The sequence below is a fragment of the Streptomyces sp. IBSBF 3136 genome (assembly GCF_036815105.1).
In the GTDB taxonomy this organism is placed as follows: domain Bacteria; phylum Actinomycetota; class Actinomycetes; order Streptomycetales; family Streptomycetaceae; genus Streptomyces.
Genome location: NZ_JAJSZC010000146.1, coordinates 1 through 19836, shown reverse-complemented (window position 1 = coordinate 19836; position 19836 = coordinate 1). Strand labels below are relative to the sequence as shown.

The following is a 19836-nucleotide window of genomic DNA, read 5'->3' as shown; positions in this document are numbered from 1 at the left end:
GGGGTGTCCGGGGGGAAGGGGGAGCGGCGCAGCAGTCTCAGGGTGTCGCGGTCGTTCTCCAGCAGTCGTTCCACCAGGCCCCCGAACCAGTCGCCGGCGTACGCGGGGGACAGCGCGGCGAACCACATCAGCCAGTCAAGGCGCAGATGGTAGGGCGCGAACTGGCGGGGCCAGTGCCGAGGGTCGCCGGGCTTGCCCCGGAACTCGTACTCACGCCAGTCGGAGTCCTCCCGGGGCACGTCGTCCAGCGTGCCCTCGACGACCACCTCGTAGCGGACCCGGCTGACGCTGCCGAAGGCGCCGTAGGTGTTGACCAGGTGCAGCGGGTCGAAGGAGCGGTTCATGACCTGGCGCCGGGAGACCATGTTCAGCACCGGGTGGTAGCTCAGGAAGAGCAGCAGCGCGGCCACCGCGAGCACCACCACCTCGTACCAGGGCGGCGCCGCGGGCACGGACGGCGCGCCGGTGGGCAGCCGGAGCGCGGACAGGGCCAGCACGACGGTGATCCAGTTGAGCCAGGAGAAGTTCCCGGACACCACCAGCCAGAGTTGGGTGACGATCATCAGGGCGGCGGCGGCCGACGCGATCGGCTGGGGGGTGAAGAGCAGAACCGGCACGACCAGCTGCGTGAGGTGGTTCGCCGCCACCTCCGCCCGGTGCAGCGGCTTGGGCAGATGGTGGAAGAACCAGCTCAGCGGGCCCGGCATCGGCTGGGTCTCGTGGTGGTAGTACAGGCAGGTCAGCTTCCGCCAGCAGGCGTCGCCGCGCAGCTTGATCAGCCCGGCCCCGAACTCGACCCGGAACAGGATCCAGCGCAGCAGGAACAGCACCACGACGGGCGGCGCGACCTCGTCGTTTCCGAGGAACGCGGCCAGGAACCCCGTCTCCAGCAGCAGCGACTCCCAGCCGAACGCGTACCACGTCTGGCCCACGTTGACGATCGACAGGTACAGCGCCCAGGGCACCAGCCACAGCAGGATGCCGGCCCACAGCGGCAGCAGCGAGTCCGCCCCCGCCAGCAGGGCCGCGGACACCGCGCACCCCGCCCAGGCGCAGACCGCGAAGAACCGGTCCGAGTAGTGCAGCTGGAACAGGCTGGGGGCCCGCCGGAACCGCACCCGCGCCGTGAAGCGCGGGATGGGCAGCATGCCGCGGGTGCCCAGCAGGGGCCGGAACTGGAGGGCCGCCGTCAGGAAGGCGACGAGGTACACGGCGGCCAGAGCCCGCTGGAAGACCAGCCGGCTCAGCCAGTAGTCGGGTGCGGTGAACCAGTCCACGGCCGTGCGCTCCTGCCTCCATTGTTGCCGCCGCGACGAGAGGGGCCCAGCGGCGCGAAAGGGCCCGTCACTGCGTGTACCTCACCGATCGGCCCGGGTAACCCGGGCGGCCGCGCCCCGCCCCCGGTGGCGGCCCCGTCCGGTGCGGCGCCCGCTCGAAGAATCCGGCAAATCCTGGCAAGGTGGGCGCATGGCTGATCGGGGAGCGAGTGCCCTGTCACTCCCGGAGGACTGGCCCGCCCACCCGGATCCGATCCTGGCGCTCAACCACATGGGCAGCTTCGACTGGGACCTGGACACCGGTCTGTTCAGCATGGACGCCCAGGCGCACGAGATCTTCGACCTGCGCCCCGAGGAGTACGACGGACGCCCCGAGAGCCTGACCGTACGGGTACCCCGGGCGGAGGGGCACCGCCTGGACGCCCTGGTGGCGCAGGCCATCAAGGACGGCCGGGAGAACTACGGCGCCTACTTCCGCGTCCGCCGCCGCGACGGGGCCCTGCGCTGGACCCACACCCAGGGCTACATACGCCGGGACGGCACCGGCCGCCCCCGGCGGATCATCGGCATCGTCCGGGACGCCACCGAGGAGCTGGACGAGGCGGTGATGAGCCGGGACACGGCCGCGCAGGACGGCGCCCGGCGCGCGCGGACGAACGTCGTGCAGATCGCCACGGCGGCCCTCGCCCACGCCCGCACCGTCCAGGACGTCATCGACGTCGTCAAGGACAGCCACGGGCTCACCCTGCTCGGCTCCACCAGCATGGTCCTCGGCCTGGTCGAGGCCGGCCGCATCCGGCTCGTCGCCGAGGGCCCCGCGGGCACCTTCGTGCCCGGCACCCGGGTCACCCGCATAGAGGAGCCGTACCCGATGAGCGAGGCGGTGCGGACCCTGAGCCCCTGTTTCATCGAGTCGCCCGAGGACTTCGCCGACCGCTTTCCGCTGCTGTGGCGGCAGATCACCGGCCTGCGCATCACCTCCGCCGCCTATCTGCCGCTGATCGCCCAGGCCCGGCCGATCGGGGCGATGGGCCTGCTCTACAGCGACCGGCGCGGCTTCTCGCGGGAGGAGCGCGACGTACTGGTCGCGCTCGGCAGCAGCATCGCGCAGAGCCTGCAGCGCGCCATGCTCTACGAGCAGGAGAAGGACCTCGCCCAGGGCCTCCAGCAGGCCATGCTGCCGCGCACCATCCCCAGCGTGCGGGGCGCCGACGTGGCCGTCCGCTACCGCGCCGCCACCGTCGGCGGCGCCCTCGGCCGGGACATCGGCGGCGACTGGTACGACCTGATCCCGCTGCCCGGCGAGAAGGTCGGCGCGGTCATCGGCGACGTCCAGGGCCACGACACGCACGCGGCGGCCGTGATGGGCCAGCTGCGCATCGTGCTGCGCGCCTACGCGGCCGAGGGCCACACGCCGGCCACCGTGATGGCCCGCGCCTCCGTCTTCCTGCGCGAACTGGACACCGACCGCTTCGCCACCTGCCTGTACGCGGAGGCGGACCTGTCCACCGGGGTCGTCCAGATGGTCCGGGCCGGGCACATCGACCCGGTGGTCAGGCACACCGACGGCACCTGCCGGCGGGTCACCGTCGAGGGCGGCCTGCCGCTCGGCCTGTCCGCCGAGTTCGGCCGGCTCGAATACCCCGTCTCCACCCTCGAACTCGACCCGGGCCACACTCTGCTGCTGTGCACCGACGGCCTGGTCGAACAGCCCGGCGTCGACCTCGACGACGGGATGCGCGCCCTGACGGCCCTCATCGACGGCGGTCCGCAGGAGGTGCGCGACCTCGCCGACCGGCTGATCCGGATGGCCGAGGAACGCGGCGGCGACGACGACGTGGCCCTGCTCCTGCTGCGCCGCCGCGCCCCCGAGGCCCCGCGGGCGGGCGGCCGGCTCCAGCAGCACGTGGCACCCGGCGACCCCGAGGCCCTCACCCACGCCCGGCACATGATCCGTGCCGCGGTCCGCTCCTGGGGCGCCCGGGACCGGGCCGACGAGATCGAGCTGGTCGCCGACGAGCTGATCACCAACGCGCTGATGCACACCGAGGGCTCCGCGATCGTCACCGTGCGGGTCCTGGAGGGCAGTGGCCGCCGGCTGCGGGTGGAGGTCGAGGACTCCTCCAGCGCCCTGCCGCGCCGCCGGGACGCCGGCGAGAACGGCGTCTCCGGCCGCGGGCTGCTCCTGGTCGACCGGCTGGCCGACGTGTGGGGCGTGGAGGCGCGCGGCGGCGGCAAGGCCGTGTGGTGCGAGTTCGCGGTGCCGGACGGGACGCGGCCCGGCGGCTGAGCGGCCGTCCGTCACCGGCGCCGGATGGCACTCTGGACGTATGCCGGAACTGCCCGAGGTAGAAGCGCTGAAGGACTTCCTCACCGAGCACCTGGTCGGCCGCCGGGTGGTGCGGGTGCTGCCGGTCGCCGTCAGCGTCCTGAAGACGTACGACCCCCCGCTCACCGCCGTCGAGGGCGGCGAGGTGACCGGCGTGGGCCGGTACGGCAAGTTCCTGGACCTGGCGACGGACGGCGGGCCGCACCTGGTCACCCACCTGGCCCGCGCGGGCTGGCTGCAGTGGCGGGACCGGCTGCCGGACGGTCCGCCCCGCCCGGGCAAGGGCCCGCTCGCCCTGCGCGTGGCGCTGGAGACGGGTGAGGGCTTCGACCTCACCGAGGCCGGCACCCAGAAGCGCCTCGCGGTGTACGTCGTCCAGGACCCGCGGGAGGTGCCCGGCATCGCCCGCCTCGGTCCCGACCCGCTCGCCGCGGACTTCGACGAGGAGCGGCTCGCCGCCCTGCTGAAGGACGAGCGACGCCGGATCAAGGGCGCGCTGCGCGACCAGAGCCTGATCGCGGGCGTCGGCAACGCCTACAGCGACGAGATCCTGCACGCGGCGAAGATGTCCCCGTTCAAGATCGCCGCCTCGCTCACCCCCGAGGAGGTCCACCGCCTGCACGCGGCGCTGCGCACCACCCTGACCGAGGCGGTCGAGCGTTCGCGCGGGCTGGCGGCCGGCCGGCTGAAGGCGGAGAAGAAGAGCGGCCTGCGCGTCCACGGCCGCACCGGCGAGCCGTGCCCGGTCTGCGGCGACACCATCCGCGAGGTCTCCTTCAGCGACTCCTCGCTCCAGTACTGCCCCACCTGCCAGACCGGCGGCAAACCCCTCGCGGACCGCCGTCTGTCGAGACTGCTGAAGTAGCCGGCCCGAGCCGCCCGCGCGGGCAGGGCCTCCCGTGCGTGCCCACGCCGTGGCGGGGCGGCCGGGCGCCTCAGCTCGGGTCGAGCGACACCAGCCGCTGGCCGTCCGTGGTGCGTACGTCGTAGTGGGCGATCTGGTCCGGGTGCATCGTGGAGCCGGCCATCGTCATGGTCGTGCCGGTGTCGTGGGTGCCCACGGACCAGCCGCCGACGACCTGCTCGGAGCCGTCGCGGCCCACCACGACCAGCCGGCAGGAGTGGGGGCCGGAGGCGTCCTTGACCTCCAGGCGCATCCTGCTGCCGGAGTCCCCGTCCTCGGTGGTCACGCGTGCCCACACCCCGGTGCCCGGGTCGGTGGCCGCGGTGACTCGGGAGGGCGGCTCGCCGTGTCCGGCGAAGGCCATGACGCCCGGTCCGGCCACCGCCAGCACCACCGAGGCGGCCAGGCCGTACAGCAGGCGACGGCTCCTGGCCCGGTGCCGCAGTGCCAGCTCGCCCAGGAGCCGGTCGAGCAGTCGCGGACCGGGCTGGGCCATGGGGTGCACGAAGCGCGGCGTGGCACGGCGGTACAGCATCAACTGCCGTGCGGCGGGACCGAATTCGGTCACCTGTGCCGCGCACTGGGGGCACTCCATGAGGTGGTCCTCGAAGCGGAAGGACTCCGCCTCGTCCAGCACGCCGAGCGCGTACGCGCCGACGTCGCGATGCCTTTCCAGGGACCTCATGCCGAATCCTCGTGCCGATGGGTGCGGGTGGGGTTACTCCTTGCTCCCACCCGTACGCAGACGACTACCGAATCACTCAAGGCACACACCGAATCGTGACCTAGAGATTCGGAGCGCTACGGCCCCCGGATTGGTCCGGTTCGCAGAAAAACTCGAAGGGGCCGGAACGCGGCAGGTCCGGGGCTCAGAAGAGGTGGATGGCGAGGTGTCCGAGGGGCAGTCCGAGCCGCCAGGCGGGGGTCCACACCTTCGGCCCGTCGTCCTCCCCGAACACCGCGCCACCGCCCGGCACCGCGTCCAGATCGGGTGCGAGCAGCTCGGTCTCCTCCAGCCAGCGCCACGCCTCGGCGGCCAGGGCCAGGTCGGGCGACGGCGTGCCCGCCGCGGCCTCCTCGCGGGCCAGCTCGGCCATCCGCTCGCCCACCCACTCCTGCCACGGCTGGTCGTACGCCGTCAGCGACAGCCAGTTCTCCAGCTGCGAGACCACCCGGATGCCGGACAGCTCGCCGTCGGTGTCGGAGAGGAAGACGGTCAGGGCCAGCGCGTCCCGGCCGGCCCGGAACTCGAAGGACGTCGGCGGCATCAGATCGCCGGTGCGCAGCAGCTCGTCGGCGATGTACTCGGCGTACAGCCAGGCCATGGGGACGGCCAGTTCGCCCTCGCCGGTGCCGTCCGTGCTCTCGTGACCTCTGTGCAGCATTCCTTCCTGCCTTCCTCCGGTGCGTGCGCGTCGCCCGAACCCCTGGACCCGTTGCGGCCGGCCCCGTCCGGAACACGGATGAGGACAGCTGATTGCCCGAACGGGGTTCACAGCAAGGCGCTTTGCCGAGGTTTGACCAAGGCCCCGGTTTCACCGCAGGTCGGCCGCGTAACCCGGAAGAACCCGGCGCAGGGCGCGCAGCGCGTAGTATGCGCGCGACTTCACGGTACCGGGCGGGATCCCGAGGGTCCGCGCGGCTTCCGCCACACTGGCCCCGCGGAAGTACACGAGTATCAGGACGTCACGGTGCTCCGGAGTGAGTGTCTTCACAGCGTCCCGGACGTCGAGCGCCGCCGCGGCCCGTTCGGCGTGGTCGGCGGTCACCCGCGCGTTCTCCGGCACCGCCTCGCCGACCTCGAAGGGCCGCGCCTGCCGGGCCCGCCGCGCGTCGATCGCGAGCCGCCGGGCGACGGTCAGCAGCCAGGGCCGTACCGAGTCGAAGTCGGCCGCGCGCAGTGCCTCGGGGTGCTGCCAGGCGCGCACCAGGGTCTCCTGCACGAGGTCCTCGGCGCGCTGCCGGTCCCCGTCGCTCAGCCTCAGCAGCAGGGCGAAGAGGGGGCCGCCGTGGTCGCGCTGGAGCGCGGCGAGCTCGTGCTCGGCGGTCGTCGTCCCGGGGGGAAGTGAGGTTCCGGCCGTCATGTCCGTATCGCAGCGCAGGGGGCGGCCGCGGGACAGGGGGCGCGCCCGGCTCTGCGACGGACGGTCGATCGCGGCGGTGAACGGTCGCACGTACGACCCTCCGCCGCACGAGAAGGGCACCCGGACGGGGTAATTCGGGTGCTCGGTTTGTTTGCGTGGGGGGTCGGTTTCATACCCATATGCCCGTCAAGGCTTTGTCGGTAAATAAGACGTCCGCACAGACGACGACGATCCTGGGGTGAGCTGATGATCGGACGCAGACACCAGGTGGCGCTGGCCCTGACCGCCCTCCTCGCCGCCGCGGCCACCTGCCAGAACCAGGCGCGGCAGGAGTCGGCGAGTCCGGGCCGCCCGGCGCCGCCGCCCGTCGCACGCGACTTCACGCTCGTCGCGACCGGCGACGTGCTGCCGCACGCCTCCGTGATCGAGCGGGCGGGCTTCGACGCGGGCGGCCGGGGCTACGACTTCCGCCCGATGCTCGCCGGCGTCGAACCCGTGGTCCGCCACGCCGACGTGGCGCTGTGCCACCTGGAGACCGTCTTCGGCGCCGACCGCGGCTACACGGACTTCCATGCGCCCCCGCAGCTCGCCGCGGGCCTCACCGCGACCGGCTACGACGGCTGCTCCACCGCCTCCAGTCATGTCCTGGACGACGGCGCACCGGGCGTGCGACGCACCCTGGACGCCATGGACCGGGCCGGGCTGCGGCACTCGGGGACCGCCCGCACCGAGGCGGAGGCCCACTCGGTCACCATGCTCCAGGCGGGCCCGGCCCGGGTCGCGCACCTGTCGTACACCTACGGCACCGACGGTCACCCGCTGCCCGCCGGGCAGCCCTGGGCCGTGAACCTCATCGACGCGGACCGGATGATCTCCGACGCCCGGGCCGCCCGGCTCGCGGGCGCCGACGTGGTGGTCGTCTCGGTGCGCTGGGGCACCGAGTGGCAGGAGGTACCGGACGGCACGCAGCTCGACCTCGCCCGGCGCCTCACCGCCTCGACGACCAACGGCCGCCCGGACATCGACCTGATCCTCGGCAGCCACGCCCACGTGCCGCAGGCCTACGAGAAGGTCAACGGCACCTGGGTGGTCTACGGCATGGGCGACCAGGTCGCCGGCGAGATGTACAACCGCAGGGGCGTGCAGGACTCGCGCGGCAACGAGTCCACGATCGGCCGCTTCACCTTCACCGCGCCAGCCAACCCGGGGGACCGCTGGCAGGTCACCCGGGCCGAGTTCGTCCCGCAGATGTACGACCTCGACGCCGGCCGGGTGCTGGACCTCGGCCGGGCCATCGCCGGCGGCGCCGAGCTCCAGGGGGTGCGCGACCGCATCCGGGACGTCGTGCTCAGCCGTGGGGCCGCCGCCGACGGACTGGTCATGGGGGATTGATCACCCGGCCGGCGGCCGGGCGAGCGCGGACCTGCGATAGGAGTAGCCGAAGTAGATCACGCAGCCGATCAGGAACCACACGACGAACCGGACCCAGGTCTGCCACTGCAGGAACGTGATCAGCCATACGGAGAAGACGACGCCCAGCGCGGGCAGGAACGGCATCCACGGGGTGCGGAAGGCGCGCGGCAGGTCCGGCCGGCGGTAGCGCAGCACGATCACGGCCGTGCACACCACGACGAACGCCAGCAGGATGCCGATGTTGGTCAGCTCCGCCGCCTCACCGATCGGGACGAACCCCGCGATGAGCGCCGAGCCCGCCCCGACGATCCAGGTCACCCGGGTCGGCACGTGCCGGGTCGGGTGCGTCTTGGCGAACCAGGCCGGCAGCAGCCCGTCACGGGACATCGAGAACCACACCCGGGTCACGCCCAGCATGAACGTGAACATGACCGTGAGGATGCCGATGATCGCGCCGACCGCGATCACGTCCGCGAGACCGGCCAGGCCCACCGACTTGAAGGCCGAGGAGAACCCGCTCTCCGGGTCGATGTCCTTGTAGTTCTGCATGCCGGTCAGCACCAGGCAGGCCAGGACGTACAGCACCATCGAGATCGCCAGCGAATAGATGATCGCCCTCGGCATGTGCCGCTGCGCGTCCTTCGACTCCTCGGCCGCGGTCGACATGGCGTCGTAGCCGAAGACCGCGAAGAACACCGTCGCGGCGCCCGTGAACGCCCCGCTGATCCCGAACGGGAAGAACGGGTGGTAGTTCCCCGTGTCGATGTGGAAGAAGCCCACACCGATCACCACCAGCACCACCAGCACCTTGACCGCGACCACGAAGGTCTCGAAGCGGGCCGCGCTGCGGATGCCCAGGGTGAGCAGCCAGGCGATCAGCAGGCACAGCACGACCGCGAACAGGTCGACCCGGTGGCCGGCCCCCGTCCCCGGCGCCCCCAGCATCCAGGCGGGCAGCTTCGCGCCCATCTCCTCGACCAGGAACCCGAAGTACCCCGAGATGCCGATCGCCACCACGGCCACGATCGCCGTGTACTCCAGCAGCAGGTCCCAGCCGATGAACCAGCCGGCGAACTCGCCGAGTACCGCGTAGCCGTACGTGTACGCCGACCCCGCCTTGGGGATCATGCCCGCGAACTCGGCGTAGGACAGCGCGGCGCAGGCGCTGGCCAGACCGGCGATCAGGAAGGACACCAGTACCGCGGGACCCGCCGTGCCGTTGGCGACGGTGCCGGCCAGCGTGAAGATGCCCGCCCCGATGATGCCGCCGACGCCGATGGCGGTGAGCTGTGACAACCCGAGCGAGCGTTCGAGCCGGGGGCCCTCGCCGACTTCGGTCTCCTCGATGTGTTCGATGGGTTTGCGGCGGAGAATTCCTTCACCCGCACGGAGTCTGGCCACGCGCCTCACCTCTTAGCCGACGGCAAACGGCTGACGGCGGATCATGATGGCTCAGGGGAGTCCCGGACGGAAGACGCCACGCACGGCCCAGTCCGGTGTCCACGCGCCTGCACCGGCCGGGGCGGCCGGCGGGCCCGCGAGATGGGCGCGCAGGGCGGCGAGACCGGGATGGGCGTTGGCCGCGTCCCAGACCAGGCAGTGCGGGTAGACCGGCGTCGGACCGGTGAGCGCGATCCGGCGCAGATCGTGCCCGGCGGGCCAGACGAGCCGGGTCTGCGCGCCGACGAAGGTGGCCAGCGAGGAGGAGTCGGCGACCGCGTCGAGCAGCGCCTCGATGCCGAAGTTGGGCCCCACCGAGTCGATGACCAGCCCGAACTCCTCGGCCAGGGCCGCGTAGTAGGCGGCCCACTCGGTGCCGTCCACGATGCCCGGCATCCAGATCCGGTGCCCGGCGAGGCTCGCCGGGGTCACCGAGCCCGCCCCGGCCAGCGCGTGCCCCGGACCGGTCAGCAGCTCCAGCGGCTCGTCCAGCACCCGGGTGGCCGCCAGCCCCTCCGGCAGCCGCCGCCCTGGCATCGTGACGGCCCGGAAGGTCGCGTCGATGGTGCCCGAGCGCACGGCGGCCACGGCCGTGTCCGCGTCGAACAGGGTCACCACGTCCAGGTCCGTCGCGGGGTGCGCCCGGTGGAAGTCGCGCAGCAGGGCCGCCGGGGCCAGCCGCTGGCCGATCACGTCGACGCGCAGCGCCCGCCGTCCGGGCCGGACCGAGGCCGCGGCCCGCTCCTCGGCGAGCAGCAGCTCCCGCGCGTGCGGCAGGAACGCCTGCCCGTCGATGGTCGGCTCCGTACCCCGCGCGGTCCGCGCGAGCAGCCGCACCCCGAGGTACCGCTCCAGGGCCGCGACCCGCTTGGACACCGCCTGCTGGGTGATCCCCAGCTCGGCGGCCGCCTCCTGGAACCGCCCGGAGTCCACCACCGCGACGAACGTGCGCACGGCCTTCAGATCCACCCCGCCAGCGTACTCGGACCACCGGGCCGTACAACCAGCGGTTGTGGTCTCGCCTCCCCCGGTTGTTTGATCCAGCGCGAACCCACCCGCTTTCATGTCCCGGGGTCAACGGGAGGTTGTGCATGGGTCTGGGGCGGCGGTTCGGATGGCTGTGGGCCGCGTACGGCGTCAGCACCTTCGGTACCTGGATCGCCTTCGACGCCCTGCCTCTGATCGCGGTCCGCGTGCTGCACGCCGGCTCCGCCCAGGTCGCCCTCCTCGCCTCGGCCGGGCTCGCGGTGGGCGCGGTCGTGGCCGTACCCCTGGGGCCCTGGGTGGAGTTCCGGCGCAAACGCCCGGTGATGATCGCGGCGGACCTCGTCCGGTGCCTGGCCCTGCTCGGCGTCGCCGCCGCCTACGCCCTCGGCGTGCTCGGCTTCGCCCAGCTGCTCGTCGTCTCCGTCGTCGTCGCGGCCGCCGACATCACCTTCACCGCCGCCTCCGGCGCCCACCTCAAGGCCCTCGTGCCGCCCGCCGGGCTGCTCACCGCCACCAGCAGGTTCGAGTCCACCACCTGGACCGCCACCGTGCTCGGGCCCCCGCTCGGCGGAGCCGCGATCGGCGTGCTCGGACCGGTGGCGACGGTGCTGGCCGACGCGGTGAGCTACCTGCTGTCGGCGCTCGGCATCCGGGCCATCGGCGGCGGCGAACCCCGCCCCGCCCGCGCCCCGGCACCGCGCACCCGCGCCGGCGACCTGCTCGACGGCTGGCGGCACCTGCTCACCAGCCCCGACCTGCGCCCCCTGTTCCTCAACACCCTCGTGGTCAACGGGCTGATCATGGCGACCTCGCCGCTGCTCGTCGTCCTCATGCTCGGCCCGCTCGGCTTCGCGCCCTGGCAGTACGGCCTCGCCTTCGCCGTGCCCTGCCTCGGCGGCCTGCTCGGCTCCCGCATGGCCCGGCCGCTGGTCGCCCGCCACGGCAGGCGCCGGGTGCTGCTCACCGTGGGCGTGCTGCGCGCCTGCTGGTCGGTGGGCCTGGCCTTCGTCCGGCCCGGTATCCCCGGCCTGGTCCTCGTGATGGTCCTCGAACTGGGTCTGATCACCTGCTCGGGCGTGTTCAGCCCGGTCCTCGCCGCCGAACGGCTCGAACGCACCCCGGACGACCGGGTGGCCCGCACCCTGGCGGCCTGGTCCGTCACCAGCAAGGCCACCACCGCCGCGCTCACGGCGCTGTGGGGCCTGCTGGCCGCCCTCACCGGCCCGCGCGCCGCGATCGCCCTGGCCGGGATCCTGCTCCTGCCCACCCCGCTGCTGCTGCGCGGGACCGCTACGGCACGACCGTCACCGGCCACCGCCCCGCCTTCACCAGCCGGACCGCCACCGAGCCGATGATCCGGTGCCCGGCCTGCTCCGAGGCGCCCACCACCACCGCGTCCGCCTTGAGCTCGTCGGCCGCCTTCACCAGCCCGTTGTACGGGTCGCCGCGGAAGGTGTGGAACTCCCAGCGCACCTCGAATATCCCCTTGAGCCGTTCGGCCGCCTCCCGGATGTAGGAGACCAGGTCCTCGGCGATCTCGTCGGTCGTCTCCGCCACCGGCGCGCCGAACGCCGCCCCGGCCGCGAGCACCGGCTGCACGTACACCACGGCCAGCAGCGCCCGCTGCCGCCGCGCCAGACCGCCCGCGTACGCGGCGGCGCGCAGCGAGGAGTCCGAGCCGTCCACCCCGACCACGATGACCTTGGGGCCGTCCGTACCCCGCTCGAACTGGTGCGCGTGCTGTTCGTGCTGCTCCGTCACAGTCCGAGGCTATCGGAACCGGTGGTTCGGGCCGAGGCGCGGGCCCGCTCGACGGGCGAACGGCCCCGGCCCTTCCTACAGTCGGAACCATGACTGCCACCGCCGGGCCGGACGCACGCGGGTCGGCCACGGGCCGGATACGCCCACCCGCCGGCGGACGCCTCGGCTGGGTGCCCGAGGCCTTCGGGACCTTGCTCGCCCTCCTCGGCCTGCTGTGCGCCCTGCTCGCGTTCATCGCCCCGCTGCGTGCCGTGCTCCGCCCGGTGGTGCGCACCCTCGACCTGCTCCTGGTGCCGATCAGCGCCAACCTGGCGTACGCGGTCTTCCTGTTCCTGCTGGCCGCAGCCACCGCCGCCCGCAAGAAGGTGGCCTGGTGGCTGGTCGTCGTCTACCTGGGCCTGCTGGTCCTCTTCGACGTCCTCGGGCTGGTCCTGGGCCAGTACGCCGCCTCGCTGCCGTCCTTCCTGCTCTGCGGCCTGCTGCTGCTCCTGCTGGTGTGCGCCCGCGGGCAGTTCTACGCCGCCTCCCGTCGCGGTGCCGTGTGGCGTGCCCTGGGTGTGCTGCTGGCCGGACTCGTCGTGGCCATCGTCGTCGGCTGGGGGCTGGTCTCGCTGTTCCCGGGCACCCTGCCGGAGGGCCAGCACCTGGCGTGGGCGGCCGACCGGGTGTGCGGCGGGCTGGTGTCCAACAGCTCCTTCGACGGCCGCCCGCCGCGCAGGGTGACCTTCCTGCTCGGCCTGTTCGGCGCGCTCGCCCTGCTGAACGCCGCCGCGGCGCTCTTCCGCTCCCAGCGCCTTGAAGCGGCCCTGCACGGCGACGAGGAGGCCCGCATCCGCGCCCTCCTCGGGGCCTACGGAGCACAGGACTCGCTCGGCTACTTCGCCACCCGGCGCGACAAGGCCGTCGTCTTCTCCTCCAGCGGCAAGGCCGCCGTCACCTACCGCGTCGAGGCCGGCGTGTGCCTGGCCAGCGGCGACCCCGTCGGCGACCCCGAGGCGTGGCCGCACGCCATCGCCGCCTGGCTGGACGTGGCCCGCCGGCACGCCTGGGCGCCCGCGGTGATGGGCGCCTCCGAGTCCGGGGCCCGCGCCTTCGCGCGCGCCGGGCTCGGCGCCCTGCAGCTCGGCGACGAGGCGATCCTGCACGTGCCCGGCTTCGACCTGAACGGCCGGGACATGCGCGTCACCCGGCAGGCCGTGCACCGGGTCCGTCGTACCGGCGCCACCTCGCGCGTCCGGCGCCACACCACCCTCACGGACCGTGAGATGGAGGAGATCGTCGACAAGGCCGACGCCTGGCGCGACACCGAGACCGAGCGCGGCTTCTCCATGGCCCTGGACCGGCTCGGCGACCCCACCGACGGCGACTGCCTGCTCGTGGAGGCCCTGAGCGAGGACGGCAGGCTGCTCGCCCTGCTCTCCTTCGTGCCGTGGGGCCGCGGCGGCGTCTCGCTGGACCTGATGCGCCGTGACCGCAGCGCCCCCAACGGGGTGATGGAGTTCATGGTCGCCGAACTGTGCGCGGCCGCCCCGAAGCTGGGGGTGCGCAGGATCTCGCTGAACTTCGCCGTCTTCCGGTCCGTGTTCGAGGAGGGCGCCCGCATCGGCGCCGGCCCGGTCCTGCGTCTCTGGCGCAGACTGCTGCTGTTCTTCTCCCGCTGGTGGCAGTTGGAGGCCCTCTACCGCTCCAACGCCAAGTACCGCCCGGAGTGGTACCCGCGCTTCATCTGCTACGGCGAAACCGCCTCCCTCGCCCGCATCGGGCTCGCCTCCGCCATCGCCGAAGGATTCGTCTCCGTACCCTCGTTGCGCAAACTCTGGGGAAAAGGGCACCCGAAGACGGGGCAGCGGCCCGCCACCACCGAGGGCCTGCCGCCCCTGACGGCGCTCGGCCTCGACGGAGGGGACGAGGCCGGGACCGCCGCTCCGGACGCGGGCCTGTCCGACCAGGTCCGCGTCCGGCTCCGCAAGCTGGACCGGCTGCGCGCCGCCGGCACCGACCCGTACCCGGTCGGTGTGCCCACCCCCACCCACGCCCTCGCCGACGTCCCGCGCGGCCGGGACGTCACCGTGGCCGGCCGGGTCATGCTCGTCCGCGACTTCGGCGGCATCGTCTTCGCCGTCCTGCGCGACTGGTCCGGTGACCACCAACTCGCCCTCACGCGCGACGGCTCCGGAGCCGCACTCGACCGCTTCCGGGACACGGCCGACATCGGCGACCAGATCACCGCCACCGGCCGCGCGGGTGTGAGCGACAAGGGCGAGCCCACCGTCTTCGTCACCTCGTGGCACCTGGCGGGCAAGTGCCTGCACCCACTGCCCGACAAGCGCCACGGCCTCGCCGACCCCGAGGCCAGGGTCCGGCGCCGCTACCTCGACCTGGTCACCAGCCCCGCCGCCCGCCAGGTGATCCGCACCCGCTCCACCGCCGTACAGGCCCTGCGCCAGGGCCTGCTGGACCGCGGCTACGTGGAGGTCGAGACGCCGATGCTGCAGCAGATCCACGGCGGGGCCAACGCCCGCCCCTTCACCACCCACATCAACGCCTACGACCTCGACCTCTACTTGCGCATCGCCCCCGAGCTGTACCTCAAACGGCTGTGCGTGGGCGGCCTGGAGCGGGTCTTCGAGCTGGGCCGCACCTTCCGCAACGAGGGCGTCTCCTACAAGCACAACCCCGAGTTCACCATGCTGGAGGCCTACCAGGCGCACGCCGACTACGACGTGATGCGCGACCTGGCCCGCGAGCTGATCCAGGGCGCCGCGACCGCCGCCTTCGGCTCCCCGGTCGCCCGCAAGGACGGCCGGGAGTACGACATCTCGGGGGACTGGCCGGTGAAGACGGTCCACGGGGCGCTCTCCGAGGCCCTGGGCGAGGAGATCGGCCCCGGCACCGAACTCCTCAGGCTGCACCGGCTGTGCGACCGCACCGGTGTGCCGTACACCGCCGACGACACCCCCGGCGACGTGGTCCTGGAGATGTACGAGCGGCTGGTCGAGGAGCGCACCCGGCTGCCCACCTTCTACAAGGACTTCCCCACCGACGTCTCCCCGCTCACCCGGCAGCACCGCACCGACCCGCGACTCGCCGAGCGCTGGGACCTCGTCGCCTTCGGCACCGAGCTCGGCACCGCCTACTCCGAACTGACCGACCCCGTCGAACAGCGCCGCCGGCTCACCGAACAGTCCCTGCTGGCCGCGGGCGGCGACCCCGAGGCCATGGAGCTCGACGAGGACTTCCTCGACGCCCTGGAGTACGCGATGCCACCGACCGGCGGCCTGGGCATCGGCGTCGACCGGCTGGTCATGTTCCTCACCGGCCTCACCATCCGGGAGACCCTGCCCTTCCCGCTGGTGCGCCGCCGCTAGGCCGCGTCCGTGAAGTCGCGCCCCCAAGACACCTGGCACGCGCTCTCGCCGCACCGGGCGAAGCCCCGAGTACATCTGGGGCCACTCTCGCAACAGGCCCTGGGGCCCGCCGTCCGGATCGGGCCGGCCTGACGCGCGGCCAGGCCCGGGCATTCCACGCCCGCGCACCCCGGTGGCGCCGTGTCCGGCGCGGGAGGCGCACGCGTCGGCGCGCGCTGCGCCGTCCGGGTGCATTTCGCCGCCGCACCGGTGTCGATGCGGGGCGCATGAGGTTTGCGGGGCGACTGATGAAGCATGCAGAAGGATCAGTTGTTCACACGGCGCCGCATGCTGCTCGCCGGGGGCGCCGCCCTGGGAGCCGCGGGCACCGCGGGAGTCGTCGTGGCCGGCGACGGCGGCGAGGCCACCCGCACCGCCGCACCCGTCGCCGGACCGCAGGCCCGCCAGGTGCTCAAGCCCTCCGCCTTCCGGCTCCAGCCGCTCACCGGAAACGGCCCGCCGCGCGTCGCGCCCCGCAAGCTCAAGGTCCGGAGCGAACCCATCCTGCAGATCTCCGGGCGCGGCCGCCGGATGATGCTCACCTTCGACGACGGCCCGAACCCGGCCTACACCCCGCACATCCTGGACACCCTCGCCAAATACCGCGTCCGGGCGATGTTCTTCGTGTGCGGGGAGTGCGTCGTCGACAACAAGGAACTGCTGGCCCGGATGGCCGACGAGGGGCACGTCGTCGGCAACCACACCTGGACCCATCCGCTGCTGACCAGCCTGGACCGCAGGGAGATCCGCTCCGAGATGGAGCGCACCAGCGACATCATCGAGGACGCCTACGGAGAGCGCCCCCAGTGGTTCCGCGCACCCTACGGCGCCTGGAACCGCGCGGCCTTCCAGCTCGGCGCCGAGATGGGCATGGAGCCGATGGCCTGGACGGTCGACACCACCGACTGGGAGACACCCGGTACGGGGGTCATCGTCGACCGCGTGGAGAGCGGCGCCGCCCCCGGTGTCGTGGTGCTCTCCCACGACGCCGGGGGCGACCGCTCGCAGAGCGTCCACGCGATCCGCGAGTACCTGCCCTACCTGCTCGACTCCGGTTACCACCTCACCGTGCCGCCCCGCCGCACCACGTGAGGCGGGGCGCCCGCCGTCCGGTGACGGCGGGTCAGTCCACCGCGACCAGTCGGGCGAAGACGACGACGTTCCCGTCGTACCCGTTCTGCTTCGAGAAGCCGCCGCCGCAGGTGATCACCCGCAGCTCCGGTGTGCCCTTGGAGCCGTACACCCGGTCGCTCGGGAATTCGCTCTTCGCGAACACCTCGACCCCGTAGATCTCGAAGACCGCGGTCTTGCCGTCCTTGCGCAGGACCTCGACCCGGTTGCCCTTCTTCAGGGCCCCGAGCCCGTAGAACACGGCGGGTCCCTGCTTGTTGTCGACATGGCCGACCACGACCGCGGTGCCCTTCTCCCCGGGGGAGACCGCACCGGTGAACCAGCCCGCCAGATTCGGGTCCTCCGGCGGCGGCGCACCGACCCAGCCGTTGGCGTCCAGACCGACGGGCGTGACGGGCGCGTCGACCCGGATCGCGGGGATGCGGACGCGGTCCGCCGCCGCGAACGGCAGCGGGACGGGGGCCGCCGGAAGCGTGTCGGGGGCGGCCCGACTGTCCGCGGCCGCCGCTGACGCCGGTTGCGGCGGCCCGACGTCGAACTCCCCGGAACCGTTCCGGATGAGGGCCAGGCCGGTCAGCAGGACCAGCGCTATGACGCCCCAGGGGGCGCGCTTGCGCCGCCGCTCCTCCTCCTCGGCCAGCTCGGACCGCAAGGACACAGACATTCGCCATCCCCTCTCGACGCGGCCGTCGGCACGTGCCTCGCGCATGGGAAAACGCTAAGTCCCGCGCGGGCGCCGGGCGACGGGGCGGCGGGCGAACGGGTGGCCCGCCGCCCTTCCGGTGCGCCATCCGAGTTGCAGTCCGCAGGAATTTTCTGACGCTGTGTGACCTGCAGCAATATGTGATTGTGTGGTTTTCGCACGGCGTGTCCGCTCACCAGGACGGAGCATTCTCGACGTGCGGGCGTGTTCCGCGCGTCCGAGGGTCTTGTCGGGAGGCGCTTTCTCGCCGATAGACCGGGGACGGGACCCGGGGTGCCTCCCGCGGAGGATCACATGCGAAACCAAGGCGCTCTGGCGGCCGCGTGCGCAGCGGCCGCCGTGCTCGGGCTCGCCACTCCCGTCGCCGTCGCGGACGGCATGGGCAACAACGGTGGCCCGTCCAACGACAACACGGGAGTCATCGCCGGCAACGGCACCGGCGTCGCGGGGGTGGGGGTGGGGGTCGTCCCGGGCATCGGCAACCTCAACGGGCTCGGCAACGGCAACGGCAACCGGTTCAACGGCAACGGCGACGCGAACTTCAACGGCAACATCAACGGCAATTTCAACGGCCACATCAACGGCAACATCGGCGGCGGCCGCGGCAACGACTTCAACAACGGCAGGGGCAACGACTTCAACAACGGCCGCGGCGACAACAATGGCCGCGGGGACAACAACGGCCGCGGCGACAACTTCGGCAACAACAACGGCCGCGGCGACAACAACGGCCGCGGCGACAACAATGGCCGCGGCGACAACAACGGCCGCGGCGACAACAACGGCCGCGGGGACGACTTCGGGAACAACAACGGCCGCGGGGACGATTTCGGCAACAACAACGGCCGGGGCGACGATTTCGGCAACAACGGCCGTGGGGACGATTTCGGCAACAACGGCCGTGGGGACGGCAACCCCCGCAACATCGTCGCCTCGCCCAGCGTGATCCCGGCCGGCGGCCGGCTCACCGTCACCGTGGACGGCTGCCGGGGCGGCACGGCGTTCTCGCGCGCCTTCCGTCCCATCGAGCTCAGGCCGGTCCGCGACGACACCTCACGCGGCTCCGCCTCGGTCGAGCGCGGCACCCGTCCGGGCCGCTACGACATCACGGTCAACTGCAACGGCCGCACCCTGACCCGGCCCGCGGCCTTCACGGTGCTCGGCGGCGTCCAGGGCGGTCTCGGCGGCAGCAGCATCACCGGCGCCACCCCGGCCGACACCGCCATCGGCGGCGGGCTGGTGGCCGCGGCCGTCCTCGGCGGCGGCGCGAGCCTGCTCCGCCGCCGCGAGAAGCGGATCTGACGGGCCCTTGTCACGCGTCCGCCGGAGCACCGGGCACACGGACAGGCCTTCGTCCCGACCCCCTCGGGGGACTCGGGGCGAAGGCCTGTGACGGGACGTGTCCCCGGGCCAGCCGCGGCGACTAGCCGCCCGCGTGCGGGAACAGGGAGAGGAACGGCTCGGCGCTCGTCGCGATGCCCCGGCTGAAGGGGGCGTCGAAGTCCCAGATGAGGAACAGCATGAAGGCGATGGTCGCGGAGAACAGCCCGGCCAGGACCAGTTCCCTGCGCGTGCGCCGGATCTGCAGTGCGAAGACCATGCCGATCGTGATGACCGCACCTGCCAGCAGGCCCCACCACACCACGGACGGCATCGTCGCCCCGGTCGAGTCGGCGCGCGCGTTGCGCGCCTGGTCGGCGGCGGCCATCTGGTCCAGCACCGGCTGGTACGCCTGCGCCTCGAAGTCGTTCTTCGGCTGGTAGTCGGTGACGTCGTGGCGGACCTGCGTCAGCAGCTCGGTGCCGCGCGGGGTGATCTGCCCGTGGTCGGCCATCTCCTTCCACTCGGTGGTCACGACGTGTCCGACATAGGCGTTGACATCGTCCCGAATCCGGTCGCGGACGTCCGGCGGGTAGATCCGCACCCGCTCGTAGATCTCGTGCAGCGCCTGGGCCTCGGCCTGCACATGGTCCTGGGCGGCGCTGCGCGCCTCCCACACGCCCGCGATGGCCAGGCCTAGGACGATGGCGTACACCACGCCGATCCACATCGTCATGTACTCGATGACGTCCGGGGTCTCGCTGGGGTCCTCGTCCTCGGGAGCCCGCTTGTGCCGTACGAGGGTGATCACGACCACCACGGCGCAGGCCCCCAGCATCGCGAGGACGAGAACAAGCCAATCCGACAACGGGTTCCTCCAGGGGTGAGCGGCCGGCGCGTCAGCGCGGGCGCAGCGCCGCCACGGCGACGATCGCGGGCACGGTGATGAGCAGGACGTAGGTGACCGGTGAGGTGGGGGACGGCGCCGGACGGCCGCTCGCCCTGGGGTGGTACGCCGGGTAGCTCACCGGGGTCACGGAGGGCCGTGGCCGGGGCTTGGGCGGCGGGGTGGGCTTCGGG

15 protein-coding genes and 2 pseudogenes are annotated in these 19836 nt (G+C 72.7%); 7 read left to right on the top strand and 10 right to left on the bottom strand.

Annotation, left to right across the window (positions count from 1 at the left end; all coding sequences use genetic code 11):
- On the bottom strand, window positions 1–1277 hold a 1277-nt coding region (locus tag V7E45_RS26905), incomplete at its 3' end, for a lipase maturation factor family protein (protein WP_333776788.1).
- Window positions 1278–1467: 190 nt separating this feature from the next.
- Here V7E45_RS26905 and V7E45_RS26900 point away from each other — a divergent pair.
- Complete coding sequence (locus V7E45_RS26900) at window positions 1468–3567, top strand: SpoIIE family protein phosphatase (protein WP_333776787.1); 2100 nt, start codon at window positions 1468–1470, stop codon at window positions 3565–3567.
- A 40-nt stretch (window positions 3568–3607) separates the two neighbouring features.
- The gene (locus V7E45_RS26895) at window positions 3608–4471 is read left to right on the top strand and encodes an Fpg/Nei family DNA glycosylase (RefSeq protein WP_333776786.1); all 864 of its coding nucleotides are present in this window, start codon (window positions 3608–3610) and stop codon (window positions 4469–4471) included.
- Between the two features lie 70 nt (window positions 4472–4541).
- Here the strand turns inward: V7E45_RS26895 and V7E45_RS26890 are convergent, their stop codons facing one another.
- The 3 genes from V7E45_RS26890 to V7E45_RS26880 form a co-directional block, all read right to left on the bottom strand.
- Entirely contained in the window at window positions 4542–5195 is a 654-nt protein-coding gene (locus V7E45_RS26890) for a zf-HC2 domain-containing protein (protein ID WP_333776785.1), read from the bottom strand.
- Between the two features lie 184 nt (window positions 5196–5379).
- On the bottom strand, window positions 5380–5895 hold the full coding sequence (locus V7E45_RS26885; protein ID WP_333776784.1) for a hypothetical protein: 516 nt from the start codon (window positions 5893–5895) through the stop codon (window positions 5380–5382).
- A gap of 150 nt (window positions 5896–6045) precedes the next feature.
- Window positions 6046–6594: a sigma-70 family RNA polymerase sigma factor gene (locus tag V7E45_RS26880; RefSeq protein WP_333776783.1), complete on the bottom strand. Its 549-nt coding sequence runs from the start codon at window positions 6592–6594 to the stop codon at window positions 6046–6048.
- A gap of 246 nt (window positions 6595–6840) precedes the next feature.
- On the opposite strand from V7E45_RS26880, the gene V7E45_RS26875 reads away from it, so the two are divergent.
- A complete protein-coding gene (locus V7E45_RS26875; protein ID WP_333776782.1) occupies window positions 6841–7986 on the top strand; it encodes a CapA family protein in 1146 nt (381 codons plus the stop codon).
- Here the strand turns inward: V7E45_RS26875 and V7E45_RS26870 are convergent, their stop codons facing one another.
- Window positions 7987–9408, bottom strand: coding sequence for an amino acid permease (locus V7E45_RS26870; RefSeq protein ID WP_333776781.1), 1422 nt, complete (start codon window positions 9406–9408; stop codon window positions 7987–7989).
- 51 nt (window positions 9409–9459) lie between these two features.
- Complete coding sequence (locus V7E45_RS26865) at window positions 9460–10416, bottom strand: LysR family transcriptional regulator (RefSeq protein ID WP_333776780.1); 957 nt, start codon at window positions 10414–10416, stop codon at window positions 9460–9462.
- Window positions 10417–10538: 122 nt separating this feature from the next.
- On the opposite strand from V7E45_RS26865, the gene V7E45_RS26860 reads away from it, so the two are divergent.
- The gene (locus V7E45_RS26860; RefSeq protein ID WP_333776779.1) at window positions 10539–11789 is read left to right on the top strand and encodes an MFS transporter; all 1251 of its coding nucleotides are present in this window, start codon (window positions 10539–10541) and stop codon (window positions 11787–11789) included.
- Here the strand turns inward: V7E45_RS26860 and V7E45_RS26855 are convergent.
- Window positions 11725–12195 (bottom strand): universal stress protein, encoded by a 471-nt coding sequence (locus V7E45_RS26855; protein ID WP_333776778.1) that lies wholly within the window; start codon window positions 12193–12195, stop codon window positions 11725–11727. The genes V7E45_RS26860 and V7E45_RS26855 overlap by 65 nt on opposite strands.
- Before the next feature lie 89 nt (window positions 12196–12284).
- Here V7E45_RS26855 and lysX point away from each other — a divergent pair, with 89 nt between their 5' ends.
- Together lysX and V7E45_RS26845 are read left to right on the top strand one after the other, a co-directional pair.
- The gene (lysX, locus tag V7E45_RS26850) at window positions 12285–15563 is read left to right on the top strand and encodes a bifunctional lysylphosphatidylglycerol synthetase/lysine--tRNA ligase LysX (protein ID WP_333776777.1); all 3279 of its coding nucleotides are present in this window, start codon (window positions 12285–12287) and stop codon (window positions 15561–15563) included.
- Window positions 15564–15857: 294 nt separating this feature from the next.
- Window positions 15858–16694 carry a polysaccharide deacetylase family protein gene (locus V7E45_RS26845; protein ID WP_333776776.1) on the top strand — a complete coding sequence of 279 codons (837 nt, stop codon included), beginning with the start codon at window positions 15858–15860 and terminating at the stop codon, window positions 16692–16694.
- Between the two features lie 31 nt (window positions 16695–16725).
- On the opposite strand, the gene V7E45_RS26840 is transcribed toward V7E45_RS26845, so the two are convergent.
- A complete protein-coding gene (locus tag V7E45_RS26840) occupies window positions 16726–17397 on the bottom strand; it encodes a class F sortase (protein ID WP_333776775.1) in 672 nt (223 codons plus the stop codon).
- A gap of 895 nt (window positions 17398–18292) precedes the next feature.
- Here V7E45_RS26840 and V7E45_RS40705 point away from each other — a divergent pair.
- Window positions 18293–18738 (top strand): annotated as a pseudogene (locus V7E45_RS40705) (hypothetical protein).
- Between the two features lie 121 nt (window positions 18739–18859).
- Here the strand turns inward: V7E45_RS40705 and V7E45_RS26830 are convergent.
- Both V7E45_RS26830 and V7E45_RS26825 read right to left on the bottom strand, forming a co-directional pair.
- On the bottom strand, window positions 18860–19624 hold the full coding sequence (locus V7E45_RS26830; protein ID WP_333776773.1) for a bestrophin-like domain: 765 nt from the start codon (window positions 19622–19624) through the stop codon (window positions 18860–18862).
- 31 nt (window positions 19625–19655) lie between these two features.
- A pseudogene (locus tag V7E45_RS26825) lies at window positions 19656–19836 on the bottom strand (hypothetical protein); the annotation flags it as partial.